At 75.0% G+C, this 25,549-nt stretch carries 26 protein-coding genes and 2 pseudogenes; 15 read left to right on the top strand and 13 right to left on the bottom strand.

Annotated features, from left to right (window positions below):
* Window positions 1-435: 435 nt before the first annotated feature.
* The 6 genes from ACIQCH_RS10355 to ACIQCH_RS10330 all read right to left on the bottom strand — a co-directional run bounded on the left by ACIQCH_RS10355 (window position 436) and on the right by ACIQCH_RS10330 (window position 4,722).
* Window positions 436-891, bottom strand: a complete 456-nt coding sequence (locus ACIQCH_RS10355) for a YbhB/YbcL family Raf kinase inhibitor-like protein (protein WP_402580023.1) — start codon at window positions 889-891, stop codon at window positions 436-438.
* Between the two features lie 98 nt (window positions 892-989).
* The gene (locus tag ACIQCH_RS10350; protein ID WP_402580021.1) at window positions 990-1,805 is read right to left on the bottom strand and encodes a cytochrome c biogenesis CcdA family protein; all 816 of its coding nucleotides are present in this window, start codon (window positions 1,803-1,805) and stop codon (window positions 990-992) included.
* The gene (locus tag ACIQCH_RS10345; protein ID WP_402580019.1) at window positions 1,802-2,374 is read right to left on the bottom strand and encodes a TlpA family protein disulfide reductase; all 573 of its coding nucleotides are present in this window, start codon (window positions 2,372-2,374) and stop codon (window positions 1,802-1,804) included. Before ACIQCH_RS10345 ends, ACIQCH_RS10350 begins: the two co-directional genes overlap by 4 nt.
* 164 nt (window positions 2,375-2,538) lie before the next feature.
* Window positions 2,539-3,105: a hypothetical protein gene (locus ACIQCH_RS10340; RefSeq protein ID WP_402580017.1), complete on the bottom strand. Its 567-nt coding sequence runs from the start codon at window positions 3,103-3,105 to the stop codon at window positions 2,539-2,541.
* Complete coding sequence (locus tag ACIQCH_RS10335) at window positions 3,093-3,875, bottom strand: thioredoxin family protein (protein WP_402580015.1); 783 nt, start codon at window positions 3,873-3,875, stop codon at window positions 3,093-3,095. Before ACIQCH_RS10335 ends, ACIQCH_RS10340 begins: the two co-directional genes overlap by 13 nt.
* Before the next feature lie 277 nt (window positions 3,876-4,152).
* Window positions 4,153-4,722 (bottom strand): hypothetical protein, encoded by a 570-nt coding sequence (locus ACIQCH_RS10330; protein WP_402580013.1) that lies wholly within the window; start codon window positions 4,720-4,722, stop codon window positions 4,153-4,155.
* Window positions 4,723-4,758: 36 nt separating this feature from the next.
* On the opposite strand from ACIQCH_RS10330, the gene ACIQCH_RS10325 reads away from it, so the two are divergent.
* Window positions 4,759-5,451, top strand: a complete 693-nt coding sequence (locus ACIQCH_RS10325; RefSeq protein WP_402580011.1) for a response regulator transcription factor — start codon at window positions 4,759-4,761, stop codon at window positions 5,449-5,451.
* Window positions 5,448-6,848: a sensor histidine kinase gene (locus ACIQCH_RS10320; RefSeq protein ID WP_402580009.1), complete on the top strand. Its 1,401-nt coding sequence runs from the start codon at window positions 5,448-5,450 to the stop codon at window positions 6,846-6,848. Before ACIQCH_RS10325 ends, ACIQCH_RS10320 begins: the two co-directional genes overlap by 4 nt.
* 46 nt (window positions 6,849-6,894) lie before the next feature.
* Here the strand turns inward: ACIQCH_RS10320 and ACIQCH_RS10315 are convergent, their stop codons facing one another.
* Together ACIQCH_RS10315 and ACIQCH_RS10310 are read right to left on the bottom strand one after the other, a co-directional pair.
* Entirely contained in the window at window positions 6,895-7,191 is a 297-nt protein-coding gene (locus ACIQCH_RS10315) for a hypothetical protein (protein WP_402580007.1), read from the bottom strand.
* A gap of 220 nt (window positions 7,192-7,411) precedes the next feature.
* Complete coding sequence (locus ACIQCH_RS10310; RefSeq protein WP_402580005.1) at window positions 7,412-8,308, bottom strand: CAP domain-containing protein; 897 nt, start codon at window positions 8,306-8,308, stop codon at window positions 7,412-7,414.
* A 257-nt stretch (window positions 8,309-8,565) separates the two neighbouring features.
* Here ACIQCH_RS10310 and ACIQCH_RS10305 point away from each other — a divergent pair, with 257 nt between their 5' ends.
* The 5 genes from ACIQCH_RS10305 to ACIQCH_RS10285 all read left to right on the top strand — a co-directional run bounded on the left by ACIQCH_RS10305 (window position 8,566) and on the right by ACIQCH_RS10285 (window position 14,146).
* Entirely contained in the window at window positions 8,566-9,381 is an 816-nt protein-coding gene (locus ACIQCH_RS10305) for a class II aldolase/adducin family protein (RefSeq protein ID WP_402580185.1), read from the top strand.
* Window positions 9,382-9,423: 42 nt separating this feature from the next.
* A complete protein-coding gene (locus ACIQCH_RS10300) occupies window positions 9,424-10,209 on the top strand; it encodes a TetR/AcrR family transcriptional regulator (RefSeq protein ID WP_402580003.1) in 786 nt (261 codons plus the stop codon).
* The gene (locus ACIQCH_RS10295) at window positions 10,206-11,081 is read left to right on the top strand and encodes an alpha/beta fold hydrolase (protein ID WP_402580001.1); all 876 of its coding nucleotides are present in this window, start codon (window positions 10,206-10,208) and stop codon (window positions 11,079-11,081) included. Before ACIQCH_RS10300 ends, ACIQCH_RS10295 begins: the two co-directional genes overlap by 4 nt.
* A gap of 253 nt (window positions 11,082-11,334) precedes the next feature.
* A complete protein-coding gene (gene katG / locus ACIQCH_RS10290; RefSeq protein ID WP_402579999.1) occupies window positions 11,335-13,524 on the top strand; it encodes a catalase/peroxidase HPI in 2,190 nt (729 codons plus the stop codon).
* A 130-nt stretch (window positions 13,525-13,654) separates the two neighbouring features.
* Window positions 13,655-14,146, top strand: coding sequence for a flavin reductase family protein (locus ACIQCH_RS10285; protein WP_402579997.1), 492 nt, complete (start codon window positions 13,655-13,657; stop codon window positions 14,144-14,146).
* A 43-nt stretch (window positions 14,147-14,189) separates the two neighbouring features.
* On the opposite strand, the gene ACIQCH_RS10280 is transcribed toward ACIQCH_RS10285, so the two are convergent.
* The 3 genes from ACIQCH_RS10280 to ACIQCH_RS10270 form a co-directional block, all read right to left on the bottom strand.
* A complete protein-coding gene (locus tag ACIQCH_RS10280) occupies window positions 14,190-15,128 on the bottom strand; it encodes a Rieske 2Fe-2S domain-containing protein (protein WP_402579995.1) in 939 nt (312 codons plus the stop codon).
* A 73-nt stretch (window positions 15,129-15,201) separates the two neighbouring features.
* A complete protein-coding gene (locus tag ACIQCH_RS10275) occupies window positions 15,202-15,963 on the bottom strand; it encodes a hypothetical protein (protein ID WP_402579993.1) in 762 nt (253 codons plus the stop codon).
* A 66-nt stretch (window positions 15,964-16,029) separates the two neighbouring features.
* Window positions 16,030-16,674, bottom strand: coding sequence for a dihydrofolate reductase family protein (locus ACIQCH_RS10270; RefSeq protein WP_402579991.1), 645 nt, complete (start codon window positions 16,672-16,674; stop codon window positions 16,030-16,032).
* Between the two features lie 240 nt (window positions 16,675-16,914).
* Between ACIQCH_RS10270 and ACIQCH_RS10265 the strand changes: the two genes are divergently transcribed.
* From ACIQCH_RS10265 to ACIQCH_RS10255, 3 genes are all read left to right on the top strand, one after another.
* On the top strand, window positions 16,915-17,271 hold the full coding sequence (locus tag ACIQCH_RS10265; RefSeq protein WP_402579989.1) for a PadR family transcriptional regulator: 357 nt from the start codon (window positions 16,915-16,917) through the stop codon (window positions 17,269-17,271).
* A complete protein-coding gene (locus ACIQCH_RS10260) occupies window positions 17,268-18,155 on the top strand; it encodes a hypothetical protein (protein ID WP_402579987.1) in 888 nt (295 codons plus the stop codon). The genes ACIQCH_RS10265 and ACIQCH_RS10260 overlap by 4 nt, the downstream gene beginning before the upstream one ends.
* Window positions 18,156-18,389: 234 nt before the next feature.
* Window positions 18,390-19,610, top strand: a complete 1,221-nt coding sequence (locus tag ACIQCH_RS10255; protein ID WP_402579985.1) for a serine hydrolase domain-containing protein — start codon at window positions 18,390-18,392, stop codon at window positions 19,608-19,610.
* 18 nt (window positions 19,611-19,628) lie between these two features.
* Here ACIQCH_RS10255 and ACIQCH_RS10250 read toward each other — a convergent pair whose 3' ends face one another.
* Entirely contained in the window at window positions 19,629-21,077 is a 1,449-nt protein-coding gene (locus ACIQCH_RS10250; protein WP_402579983.1) for an MFS transporter, read from the bottom strand.
* 293 nt (window positions 21,078-21,370) lie between these two features.
* Here ACIQCH_RS10250 and ACIQCH_RS10245 point away from each other — a divergent pair.
* Both ACIQCH_RS10245 and ACIQCH_RS10240 read left to right on the top strand, forming a co-directional pair.
* Window positions 21,371-22,947 (top strand): annotated as a pseudogene (locus tag ACIQCH_RS10245) (CehA/McbA family metallohydrolase).
* Window positions 22,948-22,986: 39 nt separating this feature from the next.
* Window positions 22,987-23,112, top strand: a pseudogene (locus tag ACIQCH_RS10240) (cytidine deaminase); the annotation flags it as partial.
* 115 nt (window positions 23,113-23,227) lie between these two features.
* Here ACIQCH_RS10240 and ACIQCH_RS10235 read toward each other — a convergent pair.
* Window positions 23,228-23,491 (bottom strand): hypothetical protein, encoded by a 264-nt coding sequence (locus ACIQCH_RS10235; protein WP_402579981.1) that lies wholly within the window; start codon window positions 23,489-23,491, stop codon window positions 23,228-23,230.
* A gap of 388 nt (window positions 23,492-23,879) precedes the next feature.
* On the opposite strand from ACIQCH_RS10235, the gene ACIQCH_RS10230 reads away from it, so the two are divergent.
* The 3 genes from ACIQCH_RS10230 (at window position 23,880) to ACIQCH_RS10220 (ending at window position 25,516) form a co-directional block, all read left to right on the top strand.
* Window positions 23,880-24,518, top strand: coding sequence for a hypothetical protein (locus tag ACIQCH_RS10230; protein ID WP_402579979.1), 639 nt, complete (start codon window positions 23,880-23,882; stop codon window positions 24,516-24,518).
* Window positions 24,519-24,623: 105 nt separating this feature from the next.
* The gene (locus ACIQCH_RS10225; RefSeq protein WP_402579977.1) at window positions 24,624-25,085 is read left to right on the top strand and encodes a MarR family winged helix-turn-helix transcriptional regulator; all 462 of its coding nucleotides are present in this window, start codon (window positions 24,624-24,626) and stop codon (window positions 25,083-25,085) included.
* 11 nt (window positions 25,086-25,096) lie between these two features.
* Complete coding sequence (locus ACIQCH_RS10220) at window positions 25,097-25,516, top strand: hypothetical protein (RefSeq protein ID WP_402579975.1); 420 nt, start codon at window positions 25,097-25,099, stop codon at window positions 25,514-25,516.
* Window positions 25,517-25,549: the final 33 nt, after the last annotated feature.

Here is a 25,549-nt window from a genome sequence, read left to right as displayed (position 1 = left end):
GGTCGCCGGCTCTGCCGCCCGGTCCCGCGCGGCTGCCGCCTCCCCTCCAGGATCCCCGGCCGGAGCCCGGACGGCCCGGCGGGGTACGACCACGGCGTCCCGGCCGGGCGCGACCGTACGGCGGCGGGCCCGGCCGGGCGCGACCGTACGGCGGCGGGCCCGGCCGGGCGCGACCGTACGGCGGCGGGCCCGGCCGGGCGCGACCGTACGGCGGCGGCCGGCCGGGAACCCCCGGCGCGGCGCCCCGGCCGCCCCGGCTCAGAAGCCGTACACGTCGAGTTCGGTGAGGGCGGCGAAGAGGTGCTCCCACAGCTCGGCGCCGGGCGCGTCCTCGGCATGGTGCCAGTCGGTTTCGGCCACCCGGACGTGCCCGCTGCGCCCCTGGCCGGGCCGGGGCGCGGAGCCGGACCGCGGTGACGGCGCGTCAAGACCCCGCTACATGCGCTGGTACGTGCCGACGAGGGTGCCGCTGGCCAGCTGGAGGTCCCGGACGGCGCCGTGCACGGCGTCCACGGTGGGGCGTTCCGGGAGGCGCACGGGGTGGGACAGGGCGTACAGGCGGAAGAAGTAGCGGTGCGGGCCGTGGCCGGGGGGCGGCATCGGGCCGCCCCAGCCGAGCCTTCCGAAGCCGTTGGGCCAGGGCTTGCCGCCGTGCGGGAGGGCACCCTCCTCCACGCCGCCGGTCCACGGGTCGATGCCCGTGACGAGCCAGTGCAGGAAGCTGCCGCGCGGCGCGTCGGGGTCCTCGCACAGGAGCAGCAGTTCCGCGGTGCCCTCGGGAGCGGCCGTCCAGGCCAGCGGGGGTGAGACGTCGTCCCCCTCCCCGCTGTGGCGGCGGGGGATCTCGGCGTGGTCGGCGAAGGCGGGGCTGGTGAGCTGAAGGGCTGTCACGGCGCTGCCGTACCCGGGCGGGCGCCCCCGCGTACCGCGGCGGCCGCAGGGTCCACCCGTCCGGCCCAGGGGCGTCCCGCCCGGGGTGCCGGGCCCGGTCAGAGCGCGGCGGTGGTGTCGGCGGTCCAGCGCTGGAGGTCGTACACGAGGTCGCCCCACAACCCGCTCGCCAGGAGTGCGCCGACCAGGACGAGCAGGCCGCCGCCGACCCGAAGCACCCAGACGTAGTGGCGCTTGACCCAGCCGAACGCGCCCAGCGCCCGTCGGAACGCCAGGGCCGCGAGCACGAACGGCAGCCCCAGGCCCAGGCAGTACGCCGCCATGAGGAACGCGCCCCGCCCGGCGCTCGCCTCGTTCCAGGCGAGGGCCTGGACGGCCGCCAGGGTGGGACCCATGCACGGGGTCCAGCCGACGCCGAAGGCCACGCCCAGGAGCGGGGCGCCCAGCAGGCCGAGGGTGGGGCGGCGGTGGCTGCGGAACTCCCGCTGGGTGAAGCCCGGGAGCAGTCCCGTGAAGGCCAGGCCCATGAGGATCGTGAGGACGCCGAGCACCCGGGAGATCGGGTCCTGGTAGATCAGCAGGGTCCGGCCGAAGTAACCGAACAGCGCCCCGCCGGAGACCAGGACCGCGGTGAAGCCGCTGACGAAGAGGAGTGCGCCGGCGGCCATCCGGCCCCGGTGCCCGGCGCGCGCCTCGGCGAGGTCGGCGACGGAGAGGGAGGTGACGTAGCTGAGGTAGCCGGGGACCAGGGGCAGGACGCACGGCGACAGGAAGGACACGAGCCCGGCGAGCACGGCGACCGGCGTGGCCACCAGGAGCGTGCCGGTGAGGAGGTTCGTGCCGCCCGCGTCCGCGGCGGCGGCCAGGACCGGGTGGCCGAGGATCTGGGGGGCGGCCGGGAGGACGGCGGTCACGAGGGCTCCGCGAGGACGGTGTCGAGCAGGGCGGTCAGGTCCGGTGCGGTGACCGGGCCCGAGGTGGCAGCGGCGATCCGCCCCTGCCGGTCGATCACGACGGTGGCCGGTACGGCCTGCGGGTTGATGGTGCCGGCCGGGAAGCGCAGGGGGAGGGTCCCGCGCGGGTCGTGGATGCTCGGGAAGTGCTGTCCGTGGGCGGCCACGAAGGAGCGGGCCGCCGAGACGTCGGGGTCGCGGGTGTTGATCCCGAGGAAGCGCACGTCGGAGGCGGCGGTCCGACCGCGCACCTCTTCGAGGGCCCCGGCCTCGGCCCGGCAGGGGCCGCACCAGGAGGCCCAGATGTTCACGACGACGACGTGGCCGCGGTGGGAAGCCAGGGAGGTCGGGGTGCCGCCGCCGACGTCCGGACCGGCGAGCTCCGGGGCCGGGAGGCGGTCGGCGGCGGCCAGGACCGTCGGCCGGTGGGCCGCCCGGGCGTCGGCCGGGGCGTCCGGGGAGCAGCCGCCGACGAGGAGGGCGGCGACGAGAGCGAGCAGCGGGAGGGCGAGGGAGGTACGACGCGGCACGCGGCGCCTTTCGTGCGGGGGCCGGCGAGGGGCGGTGCCGGCAGGAGGAGCGGGGAGGTGCGGCCGTCCCGGCGGTGGTGCGGACCGGTGCGCCCACGGGTGCGGGGCGGTGCGGCCGGTGCGGTGCCGGGACGGCCTGCGGAGCGGGCGCGTTCCTCCGCCGGTCAGCCGGCCTGCGTGAACGCGATGCCGTCGTCGGTGACGGCGAGCGGGACGCGGTGGTCCTGGACGGGGATCAGGCATCCCTCGGTGGCGTTGCACAGCGCGTAGCCGACCGAGACGTAGCCCGCGCCGGACCCGTCCGCGGTGAGCGGCAGGGTGGTCGTGACCGGTCCGTCCGGGTAGACGGGCAGCAGCGCGTCGGTGCCGGGGCTGTGGATCTTCCGTACGGGCACGTCGGCGGTCAGCCGTCCGTGCGGGCGCACCGTGCCGTGGACCGCGAGCGCGGTGGGCCGTCCGATGCCGTCGACGCCCTGCGCGGGCAGGTCGACGCTGTAGAGGTGGAAGCCCTTCTCCTGCGGGACGAAGTCGGCGGTGAGTGTGCCGTGTGCGCCGTCCCAGCCGGTCACGCGGAGGGTGACCGCGACGCCGTTCTCGCTGAACGAGGCGGTGGGGACGTCCGCGGCGCGGCCGTCGTCCCCGCCCGTGCACGAGGCCACGGAGAGCAGGACCGCCGTGGACAGCAGGCCCGCGCCGAACGCCCGCGCGTACCGCGGTCTCACTTCGCCCACGCGCGCAGGAAGGTGCTCAGGCCGGCGACGGTGAGCTTCGGGTTGCCGGTCGCGTGGGTGTCCGTACGGACGTCGCCGGAGGGCGACACCACGATGAGCACCGGCATCTTGTAACTGCCGCCGCCGCTGCTGTACTTGCGCAGCAGGGAGAAGTTGTCCGAGTTCGAACTGCCGATGTCCACCTTCACCAGGTGGTAGGAGTCGTTGAGGATGCCGGTGAGCGAGGACGTCGCGAACGCCTTGTCGGCGGCCTTGCAGTTGCCGCACCAGTTGGCGCCGAAGTCGAGCAGCACCGCCTTGCCGTCGGCCTTGGCCGCCTTGAGCGCCGCGGCCACGGCCTTGTCACCGTTGCCGGAGGGGTAGCCGCGCTCCGGCGCCCCACCGCCCCCGCCCGAGGTCGGCTTCGGGTCGGGCGCGCTGGTCCTGCGGGGCTTCGGCGCGGGCTTCGGCGCGGCGGGGGCGACGGAGGCGGCCGGCTTGGCGGCCGGGCGGGCCGGCACGGAGGCTGCGGCCGCCGGGGCGGTGGAGGCCTTCTCCGAGGCGGCCGGGGCGGCCTCGGACCCGACCGGGGCGGCCGCGGCGTCGGCGCCGGTGGCCGCGTCGGCGGCGCGGGAGGAGGACTCGGCGACCACGGCGCCCGCGTTGTTCGCGGCGTCCGCGGAGTCCGATCCGCCGCACCCGGTCAGGGCGGTGACGGCGAAGCCGGCGGTCAGCAGCAGGGGCAGCGTCCGCTTGGGGAGGGCGGAGGATCCGGGCGTACGAGAACTCATGGTGGTGCCACCTCACATGGGTCTGTGACTTGCGGGACCCGGCCGTACCGGCGCGCAAGGGGCCGGGGCAGGGCGCGGCGTCCGGCGGAGCGCGGCCCGGCCGGGAGGCCGGGCGGAGCGCTCGACCGCTGTCGCCGGGCACGAACATAGGGAGGAAATCCGCTGTTCGGGGGCCTGGTGGCGGTTCTTCAAGAAGCCCTAAGGAAGCCCTTGGACGGGCCATGGTTTCGATCCCGACGAAATGCCGCATCGTGGGAGGTACGGCGGGTCGGGACCGTCAGCGCACGGACTCCTCGCGGACGCTCGCCCGTGCCGAGGGGGTCACGGTGGCGGTGATCTCCGACCGGTGCGTGCCGCTGGTGAACGTCACGACCAGCGTCTGCGCGCTGCTCTGGCGGGTGCTCACGCTGAACCCCTGCTGCGGGACGGCCGAGATCAGGCACACGGCCTTGCTGCCGTAGCGCACGGTCGCCCGGCCGCCCTCGGACGGCACGGTGTGCGTGCCCCATCCCCCGCGCGCGCAGTCCGGATCGGGCTTCGCGGAGGGCGCGGTGCTCCGCTCGGGGGCGGCCGTCCGGCGGGGGGTGCGGGTGGCCCGCGGCGGGGTCCGCACGGCCGCCGGCCGGGCGGTCGGTCCCGGATCCGGCGTGGGCGTGGCGGAGGGGCCGGCCGGGGTGCCGGACGGCGTGGCGGCGGAATCGGCGGAGATGTCCTCCTGGGCCGACTGCGCCACGGGCGCGGTGGGGCGGGTGGAGCCGACGACGAAGCGGGCGGCGAGCGTCACGGCGGCGACGCTGGCGGCCGTACAGGTCAGCCATATGATCAGGTAGCGCAGGAGGCGGGGCACGACACCATGGTGACGGACGCGCTAACGTGCCTGCCCATGGCCTCCGTACTGGTCGTCGAGGACGACCCCGTCATACGCACCGCCCTCATCGAGGCACTCAGCGCGCACGACCACACCGTCCGCTCGACCGCCTACGGGTTCGAGGCGCTGCGCGAGATCACCGAGGGCGGTCCGGACATCGTCGTCCTCGACCTCGGACTGCCCGACCTGGGCGGACTGGACGTGCTCCGCATGGCCCGCGGCGTGTCCCGGGTGCCGATCCTGGTGGCGACCGCGCGCGACGACGACGCCGAGATCATCCGGCTGCTCAACTCCGGCGCGGACGACTACCTGGTCAAGCCCTACTCGGCGGGGCAGCTGGCCGCCCGGATCGCGGCGGTGCTGCGCCGCTCCCAGGCCCCGGCCGATCCGGCCGCGGGTCGGCGGGACGTCCTGCGCGTGGCGGACCTCACGGTGGACCGCACCGCCCGCACCGCGCACCTGGCCGGCACCGAGCTGCTGCTGACGCGGCGTGAGTTCGACCTGCTGGCGTACCTGGCCGAGCACGCCGACCAGGTGGTCTCCCGCAAGCGCATCCTGAGCGAGGTCTGGCGCCAGCCGTACCTGGAGGAGCAGACCATCGACGTCCACCTGTCGGCGCTGCGCCGGAAGCTGGGCGAACGGGCGTCCCGTCCTCGGTACCTGCACACCGTGCGGGGCATCGGCATCAAGCTGGTCAGCGCCCCGTGAGACGCACGCTCACCGGCATCGCCCTGGCGGCCACGGCCATGGTCGCCCTGTCCTTCCTGATCCCGCTGGCCATGCTCGTACGCGAACAGGCGCGGGACCGCGTGACGACGGCCGCCGAGCAGCGGGCGGCCGCCCTCTCCCCCGTCCTCGCCCTGACGACCCGCACGCAGGAGGTCCGGCAGGCCGTCTTCGAACTGGACCCGGCCGGCCGGCTGGCCGTCCGGCTGCCCGACGGCGGCAAGGTCGGCGTCCTGCACGCGGACGCGGAGGCACTGGACGGGGCGGCGCGCGACCGCGCGACGGTGGCCCTGGAGGTGCCCGAGGGCTGGGTCTACCTCCAGCCCGTGGTCCTGCCGGCGGACCGGGTCGCGGTGGTCGAGGCCTTCGTGCCGGGCGAGGAGCTCGAACGCGGCGTCCTGGCCTCCTGGGGCGTGATGCTGCTCGTCGCGGCCGGCCTGGTCGGCGGGTCCGTCCTGGTGGCGGACCGGCTGGGCGCGCGGGTGGTGCGCTCCTCGCGGAGCCTGTCCGAGGCCGCCCTGGCGCTGGGGTCGGGGGACCTGGAGGTCCGGGTGGAGCCCGACGGGCCGCCCGAGCTCCAGGAGGCGGGGGCCGCCTTCAACACGATGGCCGACCGGGTCGTACGGCTGCTGGCGCTCGAACGGGAGCTGGTCGCCGACCTGTCGCACCGGCTGCGCACGCCGCTGACGGCGCTGTTCCTGGAGGCCGAGCGGCTGGAGGGGACGCCGGACGGGCGCCGTATCGCGGTCGCGGTGGGCGCCTTGGAGGAGCAGCTGACCGAGATCATCACCACGGCGCGGGCCCCGCTGGCCGCCGCGCCGGCGGGCGCGGCCACGAAGGCCGGGTCGGCCCGGACGTCCCGGTACGGCGGTCACGCCGGGTGCGACCTGGCCGAGGTGGTGCTGGAGCGCATGGAGTTCTGGTCCGTGCTCGCCCAGCAGCAGGGCCGCTCCTGCGAGCGGTACGCCACGCCGCGGCCCACGCCGGTGCGGGTGGAGGAGGACGAGGTCGCCGCGGTGCTCGACGCGCTGGTGGGCAACGTCTTCCGGCACACCCCGCAGGGCACGGCCTTCGGGGTGCGGGTGGAGCGTACGGAGGACCGCGTCGTCCTCACGGTGGACGACGCGGGCCCGGGTGTCGCCCGGCCCGACCGGGCCCGCACCCGCGGGGTGAGCGTCGGCGGGTCCTCCGGGCTGGGCCTGGACATCGCGGGCCGCTCGGCCGTGGAACCCGTGGAGATCGGTCGGGCACCGATGGGCGGGGCCCGGGTCCGGGTGGCCTTCGCCCTGGCCGGCGCCCGCCCCACGGACCGCAACGGCCCGTCCGCGGACCGCCGTACCGGCCGCCGCCGGGCGGGGGGCCACCCCCTGCCCGGATGAGGAGGCAGGGGCCTCCTCCTTCGTATCGTCGACGGCGAGCAGCGCCTCAGGCGCCGGCGTTGTCGACGAACGCCACGATGTCGAAGAATTGGACTTCGGGCGGGACGCCGTAGATGCCCGTCACCTTCTCGACGATTTCCGCCGTGAAGAAGGAGCGGCCCTTCCCCTCGTCGTCCCACACGTAGAAGTTTCTGGCCTGGCCGCCCTCTTCGTCGAGCATGAAGCCCTTGAAGCGAAGGCCGGCCATGCCTTCGAACGGTCCGCGGAGTTCGCCGGCAATCTTTGCGACGGCCGAACGATCGAACTTTTCGGTCTGCTTGAAAGTCACGAGCACGCCGATCATCGGGGCCTCCTATCGACGGGGTGAGCAACGGTCGATCGAGTGACGCTAGCGGCGGATCCTAGTACACAAGACCGGACATTCCGGTCGCTGTGCCGCGAGTCGGAGGCGTGACTCGTGGGTCAGCGAGGCGGGCCGGGAGCGCGTCGGGACGTGCGTGCACGAACGCCTGGGACCGGAGCCCTCACCCGGACCGGACGACGACCGGGACTCGGTCCACGCCTCAGCGGGGCGTGCCGAAGTCCTGGGTCCACCAGGGGCCGCCGGTTCCGCGGTCCACGCCGACGCCTATCTCGGTGAACTTGCAGTTGAGGATGTTGGCGCGGTGACCGGGGCTGTGCATCCAGGCGTCGACGACGGCCGCCGCGTCCTGCTGCCCCTGGGCTATGTTCTCGCCCAGGCCGCTCCAGGCGTAGCCGGCGGCCTCGATGCGGCTGGTCATGGTGGAGCCGTCCGGGCCGGTGTGCGAGAGGACGCCCGCCTTGCGCATGGTGGCGCTGTAGGCGCGGGCGGCCCGGGTGAGGTCGGTGTCGGCCTTGAGGGGGCCGCAGCCGGCCTCTGCGCGATGGTCGTTGACGAGGCTGATGACGGTGCCCTCCGCGTCGTCCGCGGAGCCGGCCCCGCCGCCGCCCGTGCCGGAACCCCCGGCCGAGCCCTTGTCCTTGTCGCCGCCCTTGTCGCTGCCCTTGTCGCCGGCCCTGCTCCGGGAGCCGTCGCCGCCGGACTTCGTTCCGCCGGTGCCGGTGCCGGCCGCGGGCCGCTCGCCCGTCGTACGCGTCGACGGGGCCGACGCGCTCGTGGGGGTCGCCGACGGCGTCGGGCTCGGGGCCGGCGTGGCGTCCACGGTGTCCGAGGGGGCCGGGAGCGGGTCCGCCGGTGCGCCCGCCCCGGGGTCCGCCCCCTGCGCGGGGTCGGCCGCGCCCTCGTTCATCAGCAGCGTGCGCGACGTGCCGGTGGTGTCGCCGCCTTCGCCCGCGACGACCACGGCGACGATCGCCGTGCCGGCGAGCAGGCCGGCACCGAGCGCCGCCTGCACGCGCCGGCGTCGCTGCCGTTGGTTGCGGCGCTCGGCTCGGGTCCCGGGGACGGATCGGGTGAACTGGGGGCGGCCGGAGCTCATGGGTGGGCACCTCGCGGAAGTACGGGGAGGGGGCCGGCGGACCCCTCGGGGCGGCCGCCGGTCGATGCGGAGGCTCAGAGTAGGTCGGCGTCACGGCGGCACGGGCCCCTCGGCGGCGTTCTTAAGAAAGCCCTAGGAATCCCCGCAGCGTACGCAGAGGTTGCCCCCTTCCCGCTCCGACCCCCTTGCGTTTTGCGTCCACCGGCCGCATTGTTTGCGTCCAGCGGATGCATTACGTCGAGACGAAGGGCCCCACCATGGAGAACGCCCCCACCGCAGGCGCCGTGCGCAGCGCCTTCATCCCCCAGCAGGAAGAGCTGGAGCTCAACCTCCCGCCCGTGTTCGACGACCCCGACGCCGAGCGCGAGCACCGCAAGCAGCGGCTGGCCGGCGCCTGCCGGGTCTTCGGGCGCCTCGGCTTCTCGGAGGGGGTCGCGGGCCACATCACCGTGCGCGACCCGGAGTTCCCCGACATGTTCTGGGTCAACCCGTTCGGGATGTCCTTCCGGCACGTCCGGGTCTCCGACCTGATCCTCGTCGACCACGAAGGACAGGTGCGCCACGGGAAGCGACCGGTGAACCGGGCCGGGTTCGTGATCCACTCCGCCCTGCACGCCGCCCGCCCCGACATCGTCGCCGCCTGCCACGCACACGCGCTGTACGGCAAGGCCTTCGCCAGCCTCGGCCGGCCGCTGGACCCGATCACGCAGGACGCCTGCGCCGTGTACGAGCAGCACGTCGTGCACCGCGACGACGCGGGAGCGGTGGTCATCGAGGAGGAGTCGGGCCGCCAGCTCGCGGCGAGCCTGGGGTCCCACAAGGCCGTCATCCACCAGAACCACGGCATCTTCACCGTCGGCGAGTCGGTCGACGAGGCAGCCTGGTGGTTCGTCTCCATGGAGCGCAGCGCCCAGGCCCAGCTGCTCGCCGAGGCCGCCGGCACGCCCCGCCTGATCGCCCCGGAGGCCGCCCGCTACACCCGCGAGCAGACCGGCTTCCCGCTGGCCGGTTGGTTCTCGTTCCAGCCGCTGTGGGAGGAGATCGTCCGGACCGAGCCCGATCTGTTCGAATGAGTCGGACCGGTCGAGCGAACGAGATCGAGTAGGACAGGACCCATGGCATCCGAAGCGTCCCGAGCACCCGCAAGCCCCTCCGCTCCCCCGCCGCCCGAGTCCGACCGGGCCGGCGGGCGGACCCCGGAGCCCGGCTCCCCCGCCTGGTGGCAGGCGCGCTACGCCGAGCGCGCCCGGCGCCGGCCGCGCCGGGGCGGGCTGACCCTGGAGCGCATCACGGCCGCCGCCCTCGAACTCGCCGACCGCGAGGGGACGGACGCCCTCACCATGCGGCGCCTCGGCGAGCACCTCCAGGTGCGCCACACCTCCCTCTACCGGCACGTGGCGAGCCGGGAGGAGCTGCTGATCGAGACCGTCGACCACGTGCTCGGCGAGATCCGGCTGCCGGTGCTCGGCGGCGACTGGCGGACCGGTCTGGAGGACGGCGCCCGGGAGTTCCGCCGGGTGCTCCTGGCCCACCCGGCGGTGGTCCCGCTCCTCACCACCGGCCAGCTGCTCGGGCCGAACGCGCTGCGGGCCCGCGAACACGCCCTCGGGCAGCTGCTCGGTCAGGGCTGGCCGGCGCGCACGGCCGTGCACGTGTACCTCACCGTCACCCACTTCGTGATCGGCTCCGCGGTGCTCGACGCCGGCGGCGCGGCCCGTACGTCCGAGCAGCGCGCCGCGATGACCGACCTGTTCACCTCGCTGTCCCCGCGCACCCATCCGGTGGTCCACCGCAACGCCGAGCTGCTCAACTCCCTCGACGGCGACGAGGAGTTCGAGTTCGGTCTGGCCACGCTGCTGCACGGGCTCGGCCGCCTGCACGAGAAGGAGGGGGACGCGTGAACGTACCGCGGGTGCTGCCGCCCCTGAGCCGGTGGACGGCCGGCGGGGCCACCGTCCAGGTCGGCGACCACACGGTCTTCGTCCGCCACGACGGCCCCCCGGACGGCACGCCGGTCACCCTGATCCACGGCTTCCCCACTTCCTCCCACGACTGGGCGGCGGTCGTGCCCGCGCTGGCGGCGGCCGGGCTGCGCGTCACCACGCTGGACCTGCTCGGCTTCGGCGAGAGCGACAAGCCCCGCCGGCACCCGTACTCCGTGCTGGAACAGGCCTCGCTGGTCGAGGAGGTCTGGTGGCAGTGCGGCATCGGCAGCACCGCCCTGGTGGCGCACGACTACGGCGTCAGCGTCGGCCAGGAGCTGCTGGCCCGCGATCCGGCGCGCATCACCCGCATGGCGTGGCTCAACGGCGGCCTCTACCCCGACCTGCACCGTCCTGTGCTCATGCAGCGGCTGCTGCACGGACCGCTCGGGCCGCTGCTGGCCCCGCTCACGACCCGGCGGCGCTTCGCGGCCGCGCTGCGCGCCGTGCTGGGCCGCGAGGTGGCGGACGCGGACCTCGACGACCTGTGGGCGTCGGTCGCCCGGGCCGGCGGCCACCGCCTCGCGCCGCGGCTGCTGGGGTACATCGACGAGCGGCGCCGGCACGCCGCCCGGTGGACCGGGGCGCTGGAGTCCTTCCCCGGGCCGACGCTCTTCGTGTGGGGGCCGGCCGACCCGATCAGCGGTGCCCACGTCCTGGAGCGCCTGCGGGTACGGATGCCCCGGGCCCGGATCGAGGAGCTCGCCGGACCGCCCGCCGTCGGCCACTACCCGCAGGTCGAGGACCCCGCGTCGGTGGCCGGGGCGCTCACCGACTTCCTGGCGGACTGATCCGCCCGGCGCCGGCGCCCTGGACGCCCCGCCCTTTCCCCGCGTCTCCCCCATTTGCGCCGGAGTTCATGCGACTAAAATCGATGCCGGAATTTCGGATTACATGTACGCGGAGTTGCTGTGCGTGTTCTCGTGGCTCCGAAGTCCGCAGTGCCATACGGTCGTCGCCGGACGGCCCGCCGCATCGCGGGGACGTCCACGCGCGGGCAGTAGCCGGCAGCAGGAAAGAGCGCGACAGGAAAGAAGGACGGACATGTCCGGCAGCGAAAGCGAGAACCCGGTAATCCCCTCCCCGGCCCCCACCGCGACGCGGCCCCGGACGAACCGGGACTGGTGGCCGAACCAGCTGGATCTCCAGGTTCTCCACCAGCACTCGCCCGGGGCCAATCCGATGGGCGAGGACTTCGACTACGCGGAAGAGTTCAAGAAGCTCGACGTCGACGCGCTCAAGCGGGACGTGTTCGAGGTGATGACCGCCTCGCAGGACTGGTGGCCCGCCGACTACGGCCACTACGGGCCCCTCTTCATCCGCATGAGCTGGCACGCCGCGGGCACCTACCGCATCGCCGACGGCCGCGGCGGCGGCGGCGCCGGAGCGCAGCGGTTCGCCCCCCTGAACAGCTGGCCGGACAACGCGAGCCTCGACAAGGCGCGCCGACTGCTGTGGCCGGTCAAGCAGAAGTACGGCCGGAAGATCTCCTGGGCGGATCTCCTGGTGTTCGCCGGAAACTGCGCTCTGGAGTCGATGGGATTCAAGACGTTCGGATTCGGGTTCGGGCGCGAGGACATCTGGGAGCCGGAGGAAATCTTCTGGGGTCCGGAGGACACCTGGCTCGGGGACGAGCGCTACAGCGGCGACCGGGAACTCGCCAATCCGTTCGGCGCCGTCCAGATGGGCCTGATCTACGTGAATCCGGAGGGCCCGAACGGCAACCCGGACCCGCTGGCCGCCGCCAAGGACATCCGGGACACCTTCGGCCGCATGGCGATGGACGACGAGGAGACCGCCGCCCTCATCATCGGCGGCCACACCTTCGGCAAGTGCCACGGCGCGGTCGACCCGCAGTACGTCGGCCCGGAGCCGGAGGGTTGCCCCGTGGAGGCGCAGGGCATCGGCTGGCCGAACACCTCCGGCACCGGCAAGGGCGTCGACACGATCACCAGCGGTCTGGAGGGCGCCTGGACCAACGCGCCCACCACCTGGGACAACGGCTACCTGGACAACCTCTTCGCGTACGAATGGGAGCTGACCACCAGCCCCGCCGGGGCGCGGCAGTGGACGCCCCGGAACCCGGAGGCGCAGGGCACCGTGCCGGACGCGCACGACCCGTCGAAGCGCCACGCGCCGATGATGCTGACGACGGACCTCGCCCTGCGGATGGACCCCGTCTACGAGCCGATCGCCCGGCGCTTCCACCAGGACCCGGCCGCCCTGGCCGACGCCTTCGCCCGGGCCTGGTACAAGCTGCTGCACCGTGACATGGGTCCCGTGGCCCGCTACCTGGGCCCGTGGGTCCCCGAGCCGCAGCTGTGGCAGGACCCGGTCCCGGAGGTCGACCACCCACTGGTCGGGGACGCGGACGTGGCCGCCCTCAAGGAGAAGGTCCTCACCTCGGGGCTGTCCGTCCCCGACCTGGTCGCCACCGCCTGGGCGTCCGCGGCGACCTTCCGCGGCACGGACATGCGCGGCGGCGCGAACGGCGCCCGCATCCGGCTCGCGCCGCAGAAGGACTGGGAGGTCAACGACACCCCGGAACTGGCCGAGGTCCTGCGGACCCTGGAGGGGATCCGGCGGGACTTCAACAGCGCACAGACCGGCGGGAAGAAGGTCTCGCTGGCCGACCTGGTCGTGCTGGGCGGGTGCGCGGCCGTCGAGCGGGCCGCGAAGGACGCCGGGTACGACGTCACCGTCCCGTTCGCGCCGGGGCGTACGGACGCCTCGCAGGAGCAGACGGACGCGGACTCGTTCGCCGTCCTGGAGCCGCGGGCGGACGGGTTCCGCAACTTCCTGCGCGCCGGCGAGAAGCTGGCTCCGGAGACGCTGCTGCTGGACCGGGCCAGCCTGCTGACGCTGACCGCGCCCGAGATGACGGTGCTGGTCGGCGGGATGCGGGCGCTGAACGCGAACGTCCGGCAGAGCCCGCACGGCGTCCTCACCGACCGGCCCGGGAAGCTGACGACCGACTTCTTCGTGAACCTGCTCGACATGGACACGGAGTGGCACGCCTCCACGTCGGCGGAGAACCAGTACGAGGGCCGGGACCGCGCCACGGGCGAGGTCAGGTGGACCGCGACGGCCGTCGACCTCGTCTTCGGCTCCCACTCGCAGCTGCGGGCCGTCTCGGAGGTGTACGCCTCCGCGGACGCGGGCGAGAAGTTCGCGCGCGACTTCGCGGCCGCGTGGCAGAAGGTCATGGACCTCGACCGGTTCGACCTGCGCTGATCCCGGTTCCGGGCCGGCCGGTGCGCGCACGCGTGCCGGCCGGTGCGGGCCGCCGGCCCGCACCGCTCACCCGGCGACGGTGTCGACCGCCCGCGGCGTGCCGGCCCGGGCCGACGGGCAGGAGCGGCCCATGACGAACGACTTCGACCGGTTCGGCGACCTCCTCGACTACCCGGTGTACGTGGTGACGGCGGCGGCCGACGGAGACCTCGCGGGCTGTCTGGTCGGCTTCGCGTCGCAGTGCTCGATCGATCCGCCCCGGTTCGTGGTGTGGCTGTCGGTGGCGAACCGGACGTACCGGGTCGCGCTGCGCTGCGAGCACCTCGCGGTGCACGTCCTGGACGCCGCGGGACACGGGCTCGCGGCACTGTTCGGCGGGCGGAGCGGCGACCTCGTCGACAAGTTCGAGCACGTGGCCTGGGACCCGCGGGGTGCGGAGGGCACGCCGGTGCTCCGGGAGGCGGCCGGCTGGTTCGTCGGCCGGGTGCGCGGCCACTGTCCGGGCGGGGACCACGTGGGCTTCCTGCTGGACGTCGTCGACGTCGGCCCGGCGGCGGGGAGTCGCGGTGGGCTGCTGGCCTTCAGCGACGTGGACGACGTACGGGCCGGGCATCCGGCGTGAGGAGGGGCCGGCCCGCGCCGGGCCGGCCCCTGCGGGAGCCTGGTCAGGTTCCCGGGGCGCGGCGCAGCCGGGCCTCCACCCGGCCGTCCACGACACGGGTGTCGAACGCCGGCTGCGGGGCGGTGGCCGGGCCGGTCACGTTCCAGCCGTCCTCCAGGCGGAAGACGCTGCCGTGCCACGGGCAGCGGATGCAGCCGTCCGCCACCTCGCCCTGCGAGAGCGGGCCCGCCATGTGCGCACAGCGCTCGGCGAGCATGCGCACCGCGCCGTCCGGCTCGCGGACGACGACCACCTCGACGCCGTCCACGGTGGCCCGTACCGGCCGGCCCTCGGTCAGGTCCGACACCGGGCCCAGCCGGTGCCACCCGGGGCCCACGGTGTGCGGTACGGCCTCGGCGTGGTTGGCGCCGGCCGCCTGCCGGTAGGCGAGGTGGCCGCCCAGGGCCCCGCCGACGCCCACGCAGGTCAGGCCCGCGAAGGCGAGGGCCCGGCCGGCGACGGGCCGGCCGCGGGCCCGGGCGGCCAGCGAGGCACCGTACAGGGACAGCGCGCTGACGTTCGAGGCGGCGTGGACGAGTCCGACGCGCGCCTGCTCGGGCGGCAGCTCGGCCCAGTCCGTCCAGCCCGAGAGCGCGGCGGGGGCGGCGGCTCCCAGGCCGACGCCGATCAGCACCCGGGCCGCGCGGCCCTCCCCGGGCAGCAGGTCCAGTACCGCCGCGGAGACCCAGGCGCCGATCGGGACCTGGACGAGGAGGGGGTGGGCGGGGTGTCCGAGGGGCACGCCGTGCAGGACGTCGCGGGCCCGCCCGAGCGGGGCGGCCCGCACGACGCGGCGGACGGCGGCGGCGAGACCGTCGGGGCGGGGTGAGTGCTCCAGCCGTTCCACGGCGCGCAGCACCGGGCCGGGCCCGGCCGTCCGGCGCGGCTCCGCGCGGTGGGTGGGGTGCGTGCGGTGCGTGGGCCTTACGGAGTGAGTGTGCATGCCGGGCGGCTACCCGTGGGCGGGCTCCGGATGCGTCCGACGGTCCGCCGCCGGTCCGTGGCGCGGGGGCGCGTCACCAGTCCAGGTCGGCGGTGGTCTTGGCCGGGCCGAGGACCCGGACGTGCCCGTGGTCGCCGTAGCCGGAACGCCGCCACTCGGCGAACGCGCGGGCGGTGCGGTCCGCGCCCTCCTGCTCCGCGACGCCGTAGTCGACCCGGACGACCGCCTCGGCGCGCCCGTCGGCGGGGCGGGTGCGGATGTCGACGCTCGCCACGTGGGAGGCGGTGCCGGCGGCCGCCGTCGCGGGGTGCGACGCGAGGTGGGCGCGGAACTCGCGCAGCATCGGGAACCAGCGGTACGGGCCGGTGGCCGGCACGCATCCGTCGCCGGACGCGCCGGCCCCCGGACCCTGGTCGTCGGTGGTGGTGTCGGGGAGGGCGCCCTGGTCGTCGCTCGTCAGGTCCGGACCGGTGTTCTGGTCGTCGCTGGTCAGATCGGGGAGCGTCCCCTGGTCGTCGGAGGTCTCGTCGGGGAGCGTGCCCTGGTCGTCGCTCGTCAGATCGGGGAGCGTCCCCTGGTCGTCGGAGGTGGTGTCCGGACCCGTGCCCTGGTCGTCGGAGGTGGTGTCCGGACCGGTCCCCTGGTCATCCGTGGTGCTGTCGGGCAGGCCGGGGCGGCAGTCCGGGCCCGGGGCGGGTGACGCGGGTGAGCCCGCTCCCGGCGGGGCGGCCGCCCGGGTCCCCGTGCGTTCCGTGCCGCAGGCGGTCAGCGCCAGGCAGCAGCAGGCGAGCGCCGCGGCGGCGCGTGCGTACCGAACCCGAACCGTGATCCTCATGTGTCGTCCCCCTCGGACGGTGAGAGGGACTCCCACCGTCCGGGGTTCCACCGGCGTCGGGAAAAGTCACTTCCTCCAGAACAGGTGGTGGGTCACACCGCTCGGGCTGGGCACGACGTCCAGGTGGAAGCGGTCCAGCAGGTCCTCCGGGGCGTCCCACAGCCGTAGCCCGGACCCGAGCTTCACCGGCGAGACCGCCACGTGCAGGGTGTCGACGAGGTCGGCGTCGAGGAACTCCCGGATGGTGGTGACGCCGCCGCCGAGCCGGACGTCCTTGCCCTGCGCCGCCTCGCGGGCCCGGCCCAGCACCGTGGCCGGGTCGCCCTCCACGAAGTGGAACGTGGTGTCGGAGAGCGTGAACGACGGGCGCGGGTGGTGGGTCATCACGAACACCGGGGTGTGGAACGGCGGCTCGTCTCCCCACCAGCCGCGCCACTCGTGGTCCTGCCAGGGCCCGCGCTGCGGGCCGAACTTGTTGCGGCCCATGATCTCGGCGCCGATGTTGTTCGCGAAGTCCCGGGTGAAGTAGTCGTCGATGCCCCGGCTGCCGCCGGGGTCGGTGCGGTTGGGCCAGCTCGCGGTGGCCCCCGCCCAGGCGAACAGCTTCCCGGGATCGACGTGTCCGAACGGCCGCTCCAAGCTCTGGTCCTCGCCGGCGGCGATCCCGTCGCTGGAGACGCCGAAGTTCTGCACCCTCAGCAGCTGAGCCACGTGCTCCTCCTGTGTGGTCGGTGACAGTGACGGTGTTGAGACTCCGGGGACCGGGAGAACTCATCGCCGCGTGCGCGACTCCTTCGGATGCGACCGTAGCCCGGCCCCGGGGCCGGGACGGGGTCTGCCACGTGCGACCGGGGCACCGGCAGCCGGACGGCGGCGCCCGATGCCGGGCCGCCGGGCCGCCAGATAGGACAGTGATCGACATATGTCGGATGCCGAGCTATGGTGACGCTCGTGAACGATCAAGCTCTGCGCGAGCCGACGCTGCTCATCCTCACCGCGATCGCCGATGCCCCGCGGCACGGGTACGCCATCGCCCAGGAGGTCGAGAAGATCTCGGAAGGCCGCACCACGATGCGGACCGGGACGCTGTACGGGGCCCTGGAGCGGCTCCTCGAACAGGAACTGATCGCCGTCCACGAGGAACAGGTCGTCGACGGCCGGATGCGGCGCAGCTACGCGCTGGCCCCGCGCGGCCGCGAGGTGCTCGCCGCCGAGGCGGCGCGGATCGCGCGCACCGCCCAGGAGGCGACCCGACGTCTGGGGCTGGGCGGGGTCGGCCCGCTGGCCTCCGGGACGGTGACGCCGTGACCGCTCTGCTGAGGTTCTATCCGGCCGCCTACCGCCGGGAGTTCGGCGACGAGATAGCCGACGCCTACCGCGAGGCCACGGGCGGTGTGGGCCGGGCGGCCCGGTTGCGCGAGGCGGCCGACGTGGCGGGCCACGCGGTGCGCATGCGGCTCGGGCTCGGCTCGGCGGGACGCGCGGGGCGGGGCCTCGCCGCCCTGGCGCCGTTCGCGGCGATCGGGGTGGGCGCGGACGCGGTGTGCTGGTCCACGCTGGTGCTGCGCGTTCTCGACACACCGGGCGGGCCGGGCGGCACCGGGGCGGTGATGGCCGCGGTGGTGGCGGTGGTGGCGGTCCGGTTCGCCGCGCTGCTCGGGGCGGCGGTCGCCCTGGCAGGCGCCTGGGCGGCGGGCGCCTGGACCGCGCTCGCGGCGGTCGTCGCGGGTGTCGCGGTGGACCTCGTCCGGCTGGGCCCGCACGCGCTCGGGTTCGCCGCCGTGTTCTGGGCCCTGCCCGTCCTGCTGGCCCTGGCGGCGGTGGCCTGCCCGCCCGACCTGCGGCCGCAGCCGCGCGTCCGCACGGCGACGGGTGTGCTCGCCGCGGTGGTGTGGGCGGCCGTCCTGGCGACGGCCCTGGTGGTGTGCCCGCTGCCGTACCCGCTCGGGGCGCTGCGGTTCGCCGTACCGGTGGCCGCGGGGCTGCTCCTGACGGGCCGGCAGGCCTTCGCGGGCCTGCGGACGGCCTCGGCCGTCCTCGGCGTGGGCGTCGTCCTGCTGACCCTCGGCGCCCTGTCGGGCGCGTTCCGGCCGACGGTGCTGCTCCCGCTGGTCGGCCTGGTCCTCGTGGCCGCCGTGGCGACGGGCGTGCGGCGACGGCACCGGGGACGCGACCCGCTGGCGGGCGGCTAGAAGGGCGGACGGACCCGGTGCCGGGACGGCGACCCGCCCGCACGGCAGCCACCCCGGCACCGCGACCCACGACCACGACCACGACAGGGACGGCGCCCACGACGGGGACGGCGAGCGCGACCGCAGAAGCTCCACGGCGGGGGGCGAGCACTGCGGTCGCCGTCCACCGGGCCGGTTCCTACGATGGGACGGTGGGCTCGGGGACTTCCGGAACGCCATGCCAGGAGAGGTCCCATGAGCCGCCATCGAGCACTTCCCGCGCTGGCCGCGCTGTCGCTCCTGCTGGCGGCGCTCCTCGCCGGCCCGGCGCCGGCCGCGGCGCCGCCCCCGCGCGACGTCATCGACCCGGCCACCGCCCAGCGCCTGGACGAAGCCGTCCGGGACGCGATGGCGGAGGGCGACATCCCAGGGGTCACCGTCGGACTGTGGAAGGACGACGGCTGGGCGTACGAACGTTCGTTCGGTACGTCCGACACCGCGACCGGCGCCCCCATGAACGCGGACCTGCACACGCGCATCGGAAGCGTCACCAAGACCTTCACCGTCACCGCCGTGCTCCGCCTGGTCGACCAGGGCGCGGTGGCCCTGGACGCCCCCATCGGCAGGTACGTCGCCGGCGTGCCCGGCGGCGACCGGATCACCGTGCGGCAGCTGGCGGACATGCGCAGCGGTCTCCACAGCTACACCGAGGACCCGGCCTTCCTCGCGGCGTACCAGAAGGACCCGCACGGCTCGTGGACGCCCCGGCAGCTGCTCGACATCGCCTTCAAGCACCCCGCCGACTTCCCGCCCGGCGCCCGCTGGGAGTACAGCAACACCAACACCGTGCTCCTCGGCGTCCTGGTGGAGAAGGTGACCGGCCGCACGCTGGCCGCCTACCTGCAGGACGAGGTCCTCCGGCCGGCCGGCCTGGCCGACACCGTGCTGCCGGCCGGAGCCACGATCCCGAGCCCGTACGCCCACGGCTACACGGACCTGGGCGGGGGCGGGAAGCCCACCGACGCGTCCGGCTGGAACCCCAGCTGGGCGTGGGCGGCCGGGGCCATGACCTCGACCCTCGACGACCTGCACACCTGGGCCGGCGTCCTGGCCCGCGGGAAGCTGCCCGACGGCACCCTGCTCCTGAGCCCGGGCACCCAGATCGACCGGCTGGTCATGCTGCCCACCGGCTACCCGGGGGTCGGCTACGGGCTGGGGCTCGCCGATGTCAACGGCTGGCTGGGACACAACGGCGAACTGCCGGGCTACGAGACGATCGCCGCCCGGCTCCCGCAGGAGGACGCCGTCCTCGTGGTCATCGTCAACTCCGACATCGACGGGGACCACGGGAACCTCGCCACCCTCGTCGGCAAGGCCGTCACGCAGGTCGCCACGCCGGCACACGTCTGGTCCCTGCCCTCGGCGGCGCAGCCCAACGGCACGCCCAGCCCGGCGCAGCCCTCGCCGTCCCGGTAGACCGCGGGGGCGGCGCCCCTACGGGGAACCCGGGGAACCGGCGCCGCGCATGCGGCCGTACGCGTACACGCAGCCGGCCAGCGCGAGGCTGGAGAGCAGCATGAAGCCGATGGAGTAGGAGGACTTGGCGCTGTAGACGGCGCCCATGACCAGCGGCGGGACGAACCCGCCCAGGCCGCCCATGGCGCCCACGATGCCGGTCACGCTGCCGACCTGCGGCTGCGGGGTGACCCGGGAGACCAGGGCGAACACGGCGCCGCTGGTGGTGCCGAGGCCGGCGGCCATGAGCAGCAGGCAGACCGTGGCCGTGGGCGTCAGCGCCGGGTCGAAGGCCTGCAGGACCGCCAGGAGGGCCACGGCTCCCAGGGCCCAGGCGGTCACGACCGCCGGGTGCACGCGGTCCGCGAGCCAGCCGCCGATCGGCCGGAACACCACGGTGACGAGCGCGAATCCGGCGGCCTTCGTGCCGGCGTCGGTCGGGCTGAGGCCGTACCAGGTCCTGAGGTACGTCGGCAGGTAGACGCCGAACGCCACGATGCCGCCGAAGCCGATCGCGTACAGGGCGGACAGCTCCCACGTCACCCGCAGCCGGCCCGCGGCGGCCAGCCGGGCGGTCAGGGGCGTCGTCGGTACGGGCCGCCCGGGCCGGTCCCTGAGCAGCAGCGCGGCGAGCACGGCGTACCCGGCCAGGGCGGCGGCCAGCACCAGGAACGGCAGGTTCTCGCTGTGCCGGTACATGCGGGGGGTGAAGTAGCCCGAGAGGGCGACGCCGCCCATGCCCATGCCGAAGACGCCGAGGGCGGCGCCGCGGTGCCGGGGCGGGAACCAGGAGTTGACGAGCGGGACACCGATGGCGAACGTCGTGCCGCCCAGGCCCAGGACGAAGCCGACCGCGAGGAGGGCGCCGTAGGACCCCTTGGCGGGCACGAGCAGCAGGACGGGGATGATGGTCAGTGCGCTCACCAGCGGGAACAGCAGCCGGGCACCGAAGCGGTCGGTGAGGGCGCCGACCGGCACCCGGCCGAGGGAGCCGACCAGGACGGGTACGGCGACGAGCACCGACTGGGCGAACGAGCTCAAGTGCAGGCGCTCGTCGAAGGTGCTCGCCAGCGGGGCGATGAGGGCCCAGGCCCAGAAGGTGAGGGTGAAACCGACGGTGGCGACGGCCAGGTTGAGCCGGGCGGCCGCCGGCGGCCGGTCCTCGTCGGGTGCCGGTTCCGCCGCGGTGGCCTCGCGCCCGGGGCCGGCGCCGGCGGTGTCGGGGCGGGTGGCCTCGGGACGGGTGGCGTCAGGTCCGGTCGTGCCAGGAACGGTGGCGCCTCGTCCGGTGGCGTCAGGTCCGGTGGCGTCAGGTCCCGTGGCGCCGGGACCGTCGGCGGCGAGGGCGCCGGCCGGGGTGGGCCGTTCGCGTGCCGGGGGTCCGCCGCCCGCCCCGGCTGCGGCTCCCGTGTCGTCGTGACCGGCCATCGGCACGCTCCCAGCCCCGGCGCGCGGGCATCGGGCGAGCCGCTCGGGCCCGCGGTGTGCGGTGACGCCATTCATGATCGACGCTGGGCGGCGGGGGCGCATCTCGGATCGGCGGGGTGGGGCGGGGTGGGGTGGGGGCGCCGGGGGCCGGAGGGCTGCGGCCCCCGGGGTGGGGCGCGGGGTCGTCCCGTGGCGGGGACTCCCTGCGCCGCGGGGAGCGACGCGTGCGCCTTGGTGAAGCCTGGGCGTTCTGATTTCACGCGGGATTCACCTCGGGCGAGCACGATCGGGGCATGGCTCTCAGTAGACGAGCACTGCTGGCGACCGGAGCGACCTCCGCCGCCACCCCCCTGACCCCCGCCGCGGCCGGCGCACCGCCCGCCGGGGCCGCGACGACGACCCTGAGCGGCACGATCCCGCGCGGGGCGCCCGACTTCCTCTACCTGCCCGTCGACGTACCGGCGGGCACCGGCGAACTGCGCGTCCGCTACGCCTACGACCGGCCCGCCGTCCCGCCCGGGACGCCCGGCAACGCCCTCGACATCGGCCTCTTCGACCAGCGCGGCACGGCCCTGGGCGGCCGCGGGTTCCGCGGCTGGTCGGGCGGCGCCCGCGCCGAGTTCTTCGTACGGGCCGACGCGGCCACCCCGGGTACGTGGCCGGACCGCTCCGGCCGGGCCGCTGGTGGGTCGCGCTCGGGCCGTACACGGTGGCGCCGCAGGGGTTGGCGTACGAGGTCACGGTCACCCTTGTGCCAGGCGACGGCGGGGGCTCCGGCGCCGACCCCGGGTCCACCTCCGAATCCGGGTCCACCTCCGGGGCCGAGGCCGGGGCCGGGGCACCCTCCGACTCCGGGGCCGGGGCACGCTCCGACTCCGGCGGTCCGCCCGCGCGGGCCCGCGGGCGGGGCCGGGCCTGGTACCGCGGGGACTGCCACCTCCACTCGGTCCACTCCGACGGCGGCCGTACCCCCGCCGAGATCGTGGCGCTCGCCCGCGCCGCCAGCCTGGACTTCATCAACGGCTCGGACCACAACACGCACACCTCCCACTCCGAGTACGCGGCGGCGGCCGGCCCCGAGCTGCTGGTCCTGACGGGCGAGGAGGTCACCACCCGGACCGGCCACGTCCTGGCGGTCGGCACGGACCCGGGGACCTTCGTGGACTGGCGCTATCGCGCCCGCGACGACCGGTTCGGCCGCTTCGCGCACGAGATCCGCCGGGCCGGCGGCCTGGTGGTCCCGGCCCACCCGCACGCCTCCTGCATCGGCTGCGCATGGAAGTTCGGCCTCGGCGAGGCGGACGCGGTGGAGGTGTGGAACGGCCCCTGGACTCCGGACGACGAGGTCTCCCTCGCCTCCTGGGACGCCACGCTGCGGGGCGGCGCGCCGGGGGCCGGTCCCGAGGGCCGCTGGTTGCCGGCCCTCGCCCACAGCGACTTCCACCGTGGCGCCGACCGGGTCGGCTCACCGCAGACGGTCGTGCTGGCCGACGACCTGTCACGGCCGGCGATCCTGGACGCCCTGCGCGCCGGGCGCGCGTACGGAGCCGAGTCCTCGGCCGTCACGGTGGCCTTCGACGCCGTCAGCGCACGGGGCGGCCGGGCGGGCATCGGGGAGCGGCTGGTGGCCGGGCCTTCGGAAGAGGTGCTCGTCCGGCTGTCGGTCGACGGCGCCGGACCGTGCGAACTGCGCCTCGTCACGGACCAGGGCGTGGCCGTCACGGCCCCGTCGGGCACGGTCCTGGAGTGGCGCACCACGCCGACCCGTTCCGCGTACGTGCGCGCCGAGGCCCGCCGCCCCGCGACGGCCCCACCCCTGCCAGGCCCACTGGTGGCCTTCACCAACCCCTTCTGGCTGAGCGTCTCCTGACGCCCAGTCGGGTCGCCGGCCCCGCCCGGGTTCGCCCGGCGGGGCCGGACGCGCTGCCGGGGCGACGAGCACACCATGGCCCCCGCCGACCGCGCCCGGGACGGGCGGATCATCACCGACGTGTACGCCTACCACTTCACCGGCGGCCCGTGCGTCGAACTGCTGCCGGAGAGCTACGTCTGGGCGGACCACCAGCTCGAGGAGTGACGGCCCCCTGTGCCGCCGGTACGCCGGACCGCTCGGCCCGACGCGGAGGCCGAGCCCCGGCGGTCGGGCCGGGTCAGGTGGCCCAGAGGTCGTGGTCCGTGCACAGGACCCAGGACCGGTCCCGGGGCCAGAAGTTGGACGGACTCCAGCCGTCCTCGTCGGGGTGGTCGAACAGCACCTTGGCGTCCGCGAGCGTGCCGGTCCGGACGTGCGGGACCTCGAAGTCCTCGCCGCCGTACAGCAGCGGGTTGTAGTAGGCCACGCACGACGCGTCGGCGCCCTGCGGGCCGTGCGCGGTGAGGACGTCGATCAGGCGGTTCCAGTCGGGACGGTCCATGCGGCCTTCGGGCGGCACCCGGATGCCGACAGTCGCCCTCCTTGATCGAGGGGAACGAGGTGCGACACGGGAACCGCCCCTCGGGCACCGTCGGATCGCCGCTCCGGCGGGCGAGCTCCGCCCCCACCAGGGGGCCCGGCCGTACATCTGCCGCTCGACCTTCCCGATGACGGAGCCGACGGGGACGGCAGGGAGGCGCCCCTGCGGTTCGCCGGGTGCGGAGTGTGCGACCCAGGGCTGACGCCGGTCGCCCACGAGGCTGATAGCGGGCGGCCGCGAGGCCGAGGCGGGCCCGAGGTGAGTTACGGATCCGGGCGGATGGCCCGGCCGGGGCCGGGCGCGAGGATGGGTGCACCCGATCAACGGGCCCCACCACAAGGAGACTTCGATGCCTTCCCTGCCCCGCCCCCGGACGATGGCCCTGCCCGCCGTGCTCACCGCGCTGCTCGTCGCCCTGCCCCTGAGCTCCTCCCCCGCCTCCTCCGCGGAGCAGCGCGCGGACAGGACGGCGCACGCGAGCGTCACGGGGAGCGGGGAGTTCGTCCTCCCGTACTACCCGGACCACGACGTTCGCACGTTCCGCTTCGACGCGCACGCGGCCCCGTACAGCCGGCCGCTGCCCGGGATCCCCACGGGTCTGCCGACCGACGCCCGGGGCACGGTCACGATCTCCCACTACTCCGCCGAGTTGCACAAGACGTTCACGTCCCATGGCGTGGTGGACTGCCTCGTCACCGGCCCCCGCACGGCGACACTGACGGCGGTCATCACCACGGTGAGCCCGGGCGGCCCGAAGGACGTCGGCAAGCGGGTCGGGCTCAGCGTCTACGACGGCGGCGTGGACAAGGGCCGTTCGCGTGACCGGGTGGGCTTCTCCTGGAACGGGGTGAACCTGCTGCCGACCCGCCACGCCGCCCCCAAGGAGGCCATCGTGGGCACCTGCATGGCCCCTGCGCCGTACGCCCCGGTGACCAAGGGCGGCTACACGGTCGAGCACGCCGAACTGCTCCCGCTGCCGAAGCGCTGACGCCGGGGGCCGCAGCGGGCCGGCCGGAGCGGACAGGGTGCGGGGTGCGGGGTGCGCGCGAAACGTTGTCTTGACAACAATTGTCGCGGCACGCACGATGGAGGTGTGACAGAACGGACCAGCGGACTCCGCGACCACCTCGGGTACTGGCTCCGGCGACTCTCCGACGAGGTGCACGGGCGCTTCGAGCGGCAGCTCGCCGAGCACGGCGTGACCGTCTCGCAGTGGGCGGTGCTCATCACCGTCCACCGCGGCGACGCCACGACCACCCGCGAGGTGGCCCGGTACGTCGACATCGACGCCGGCGCCGTCTCCCGCCTGGTCGACCGGCTGGCCGCGAAGGGCCTGATGGCCCGCGAGCCCGACCCCGCGTCCCGGCGCACCCTGCGCCTGACCCTCACCGAGAGCGGCCGCGACCTCGTACCGCGGCTCGCCGAGATCGCCGACCGGAACGACGCCCACTTCTTCGCCGCCCTCGAGCCCGACCGGCGACGCCGCCTGGAGGACTGGATCCGGCAGCTGGTCGACGAAGGCCATGACGGTCGCGCGGCACCCCCCACCCCCTGAAAGGCCCCGCCATGAGCACCACCCAGACCATCGCCCGCTCGGTGACCAAGACCGTCAGCATCCAGCGCCCCGTGGCCGAGGTCTTCGACTTCGTGGCCGATCCGGCGAACTGGCCCGCCTGGGCCGTCGTCAACGTGCAGGCCGTCGAACCCACCGACGACCCCGACTGGTGGCTGATGACCACCCCGCAGGGACCCGCCCGGCTGCGCATCCGCGGTAACGCCGAACTCGGCGTCCTCGACCACGACTACGTGGACGACCAGGCCTCCTGGCGGGTCCCCGCCCGGGTCGTGGCCAACGGCAGCGGCGCCGAGTTCATGATCACCTTCTTCCAGCCGCCCACCTTCACCGACGCCTTCTTCGACGAGCAGATCGCCCTGGTCGACAAGGAACTCGCCGCGCTCAAGCGGGTCCTGGAAGCCGGGGCGTAGTCCGGCGGCACCGGCTCGGGCGCCGTGGCGCCC

This window comes from Streptomyces sp. NPDC093225 (genome assembly GCF_044753805.1).
Taxonomy (GTDB): Bacteria; Actinomycetota; Actinomycetes; order Streptomycetales; family Streptomycetaceae; genus Streptomyces.
The sequence above is the reverse complement of the archived record's forward strand: the minus strand, read 5'-3'. Positions and strand labels throughout refer to the sequence as shown.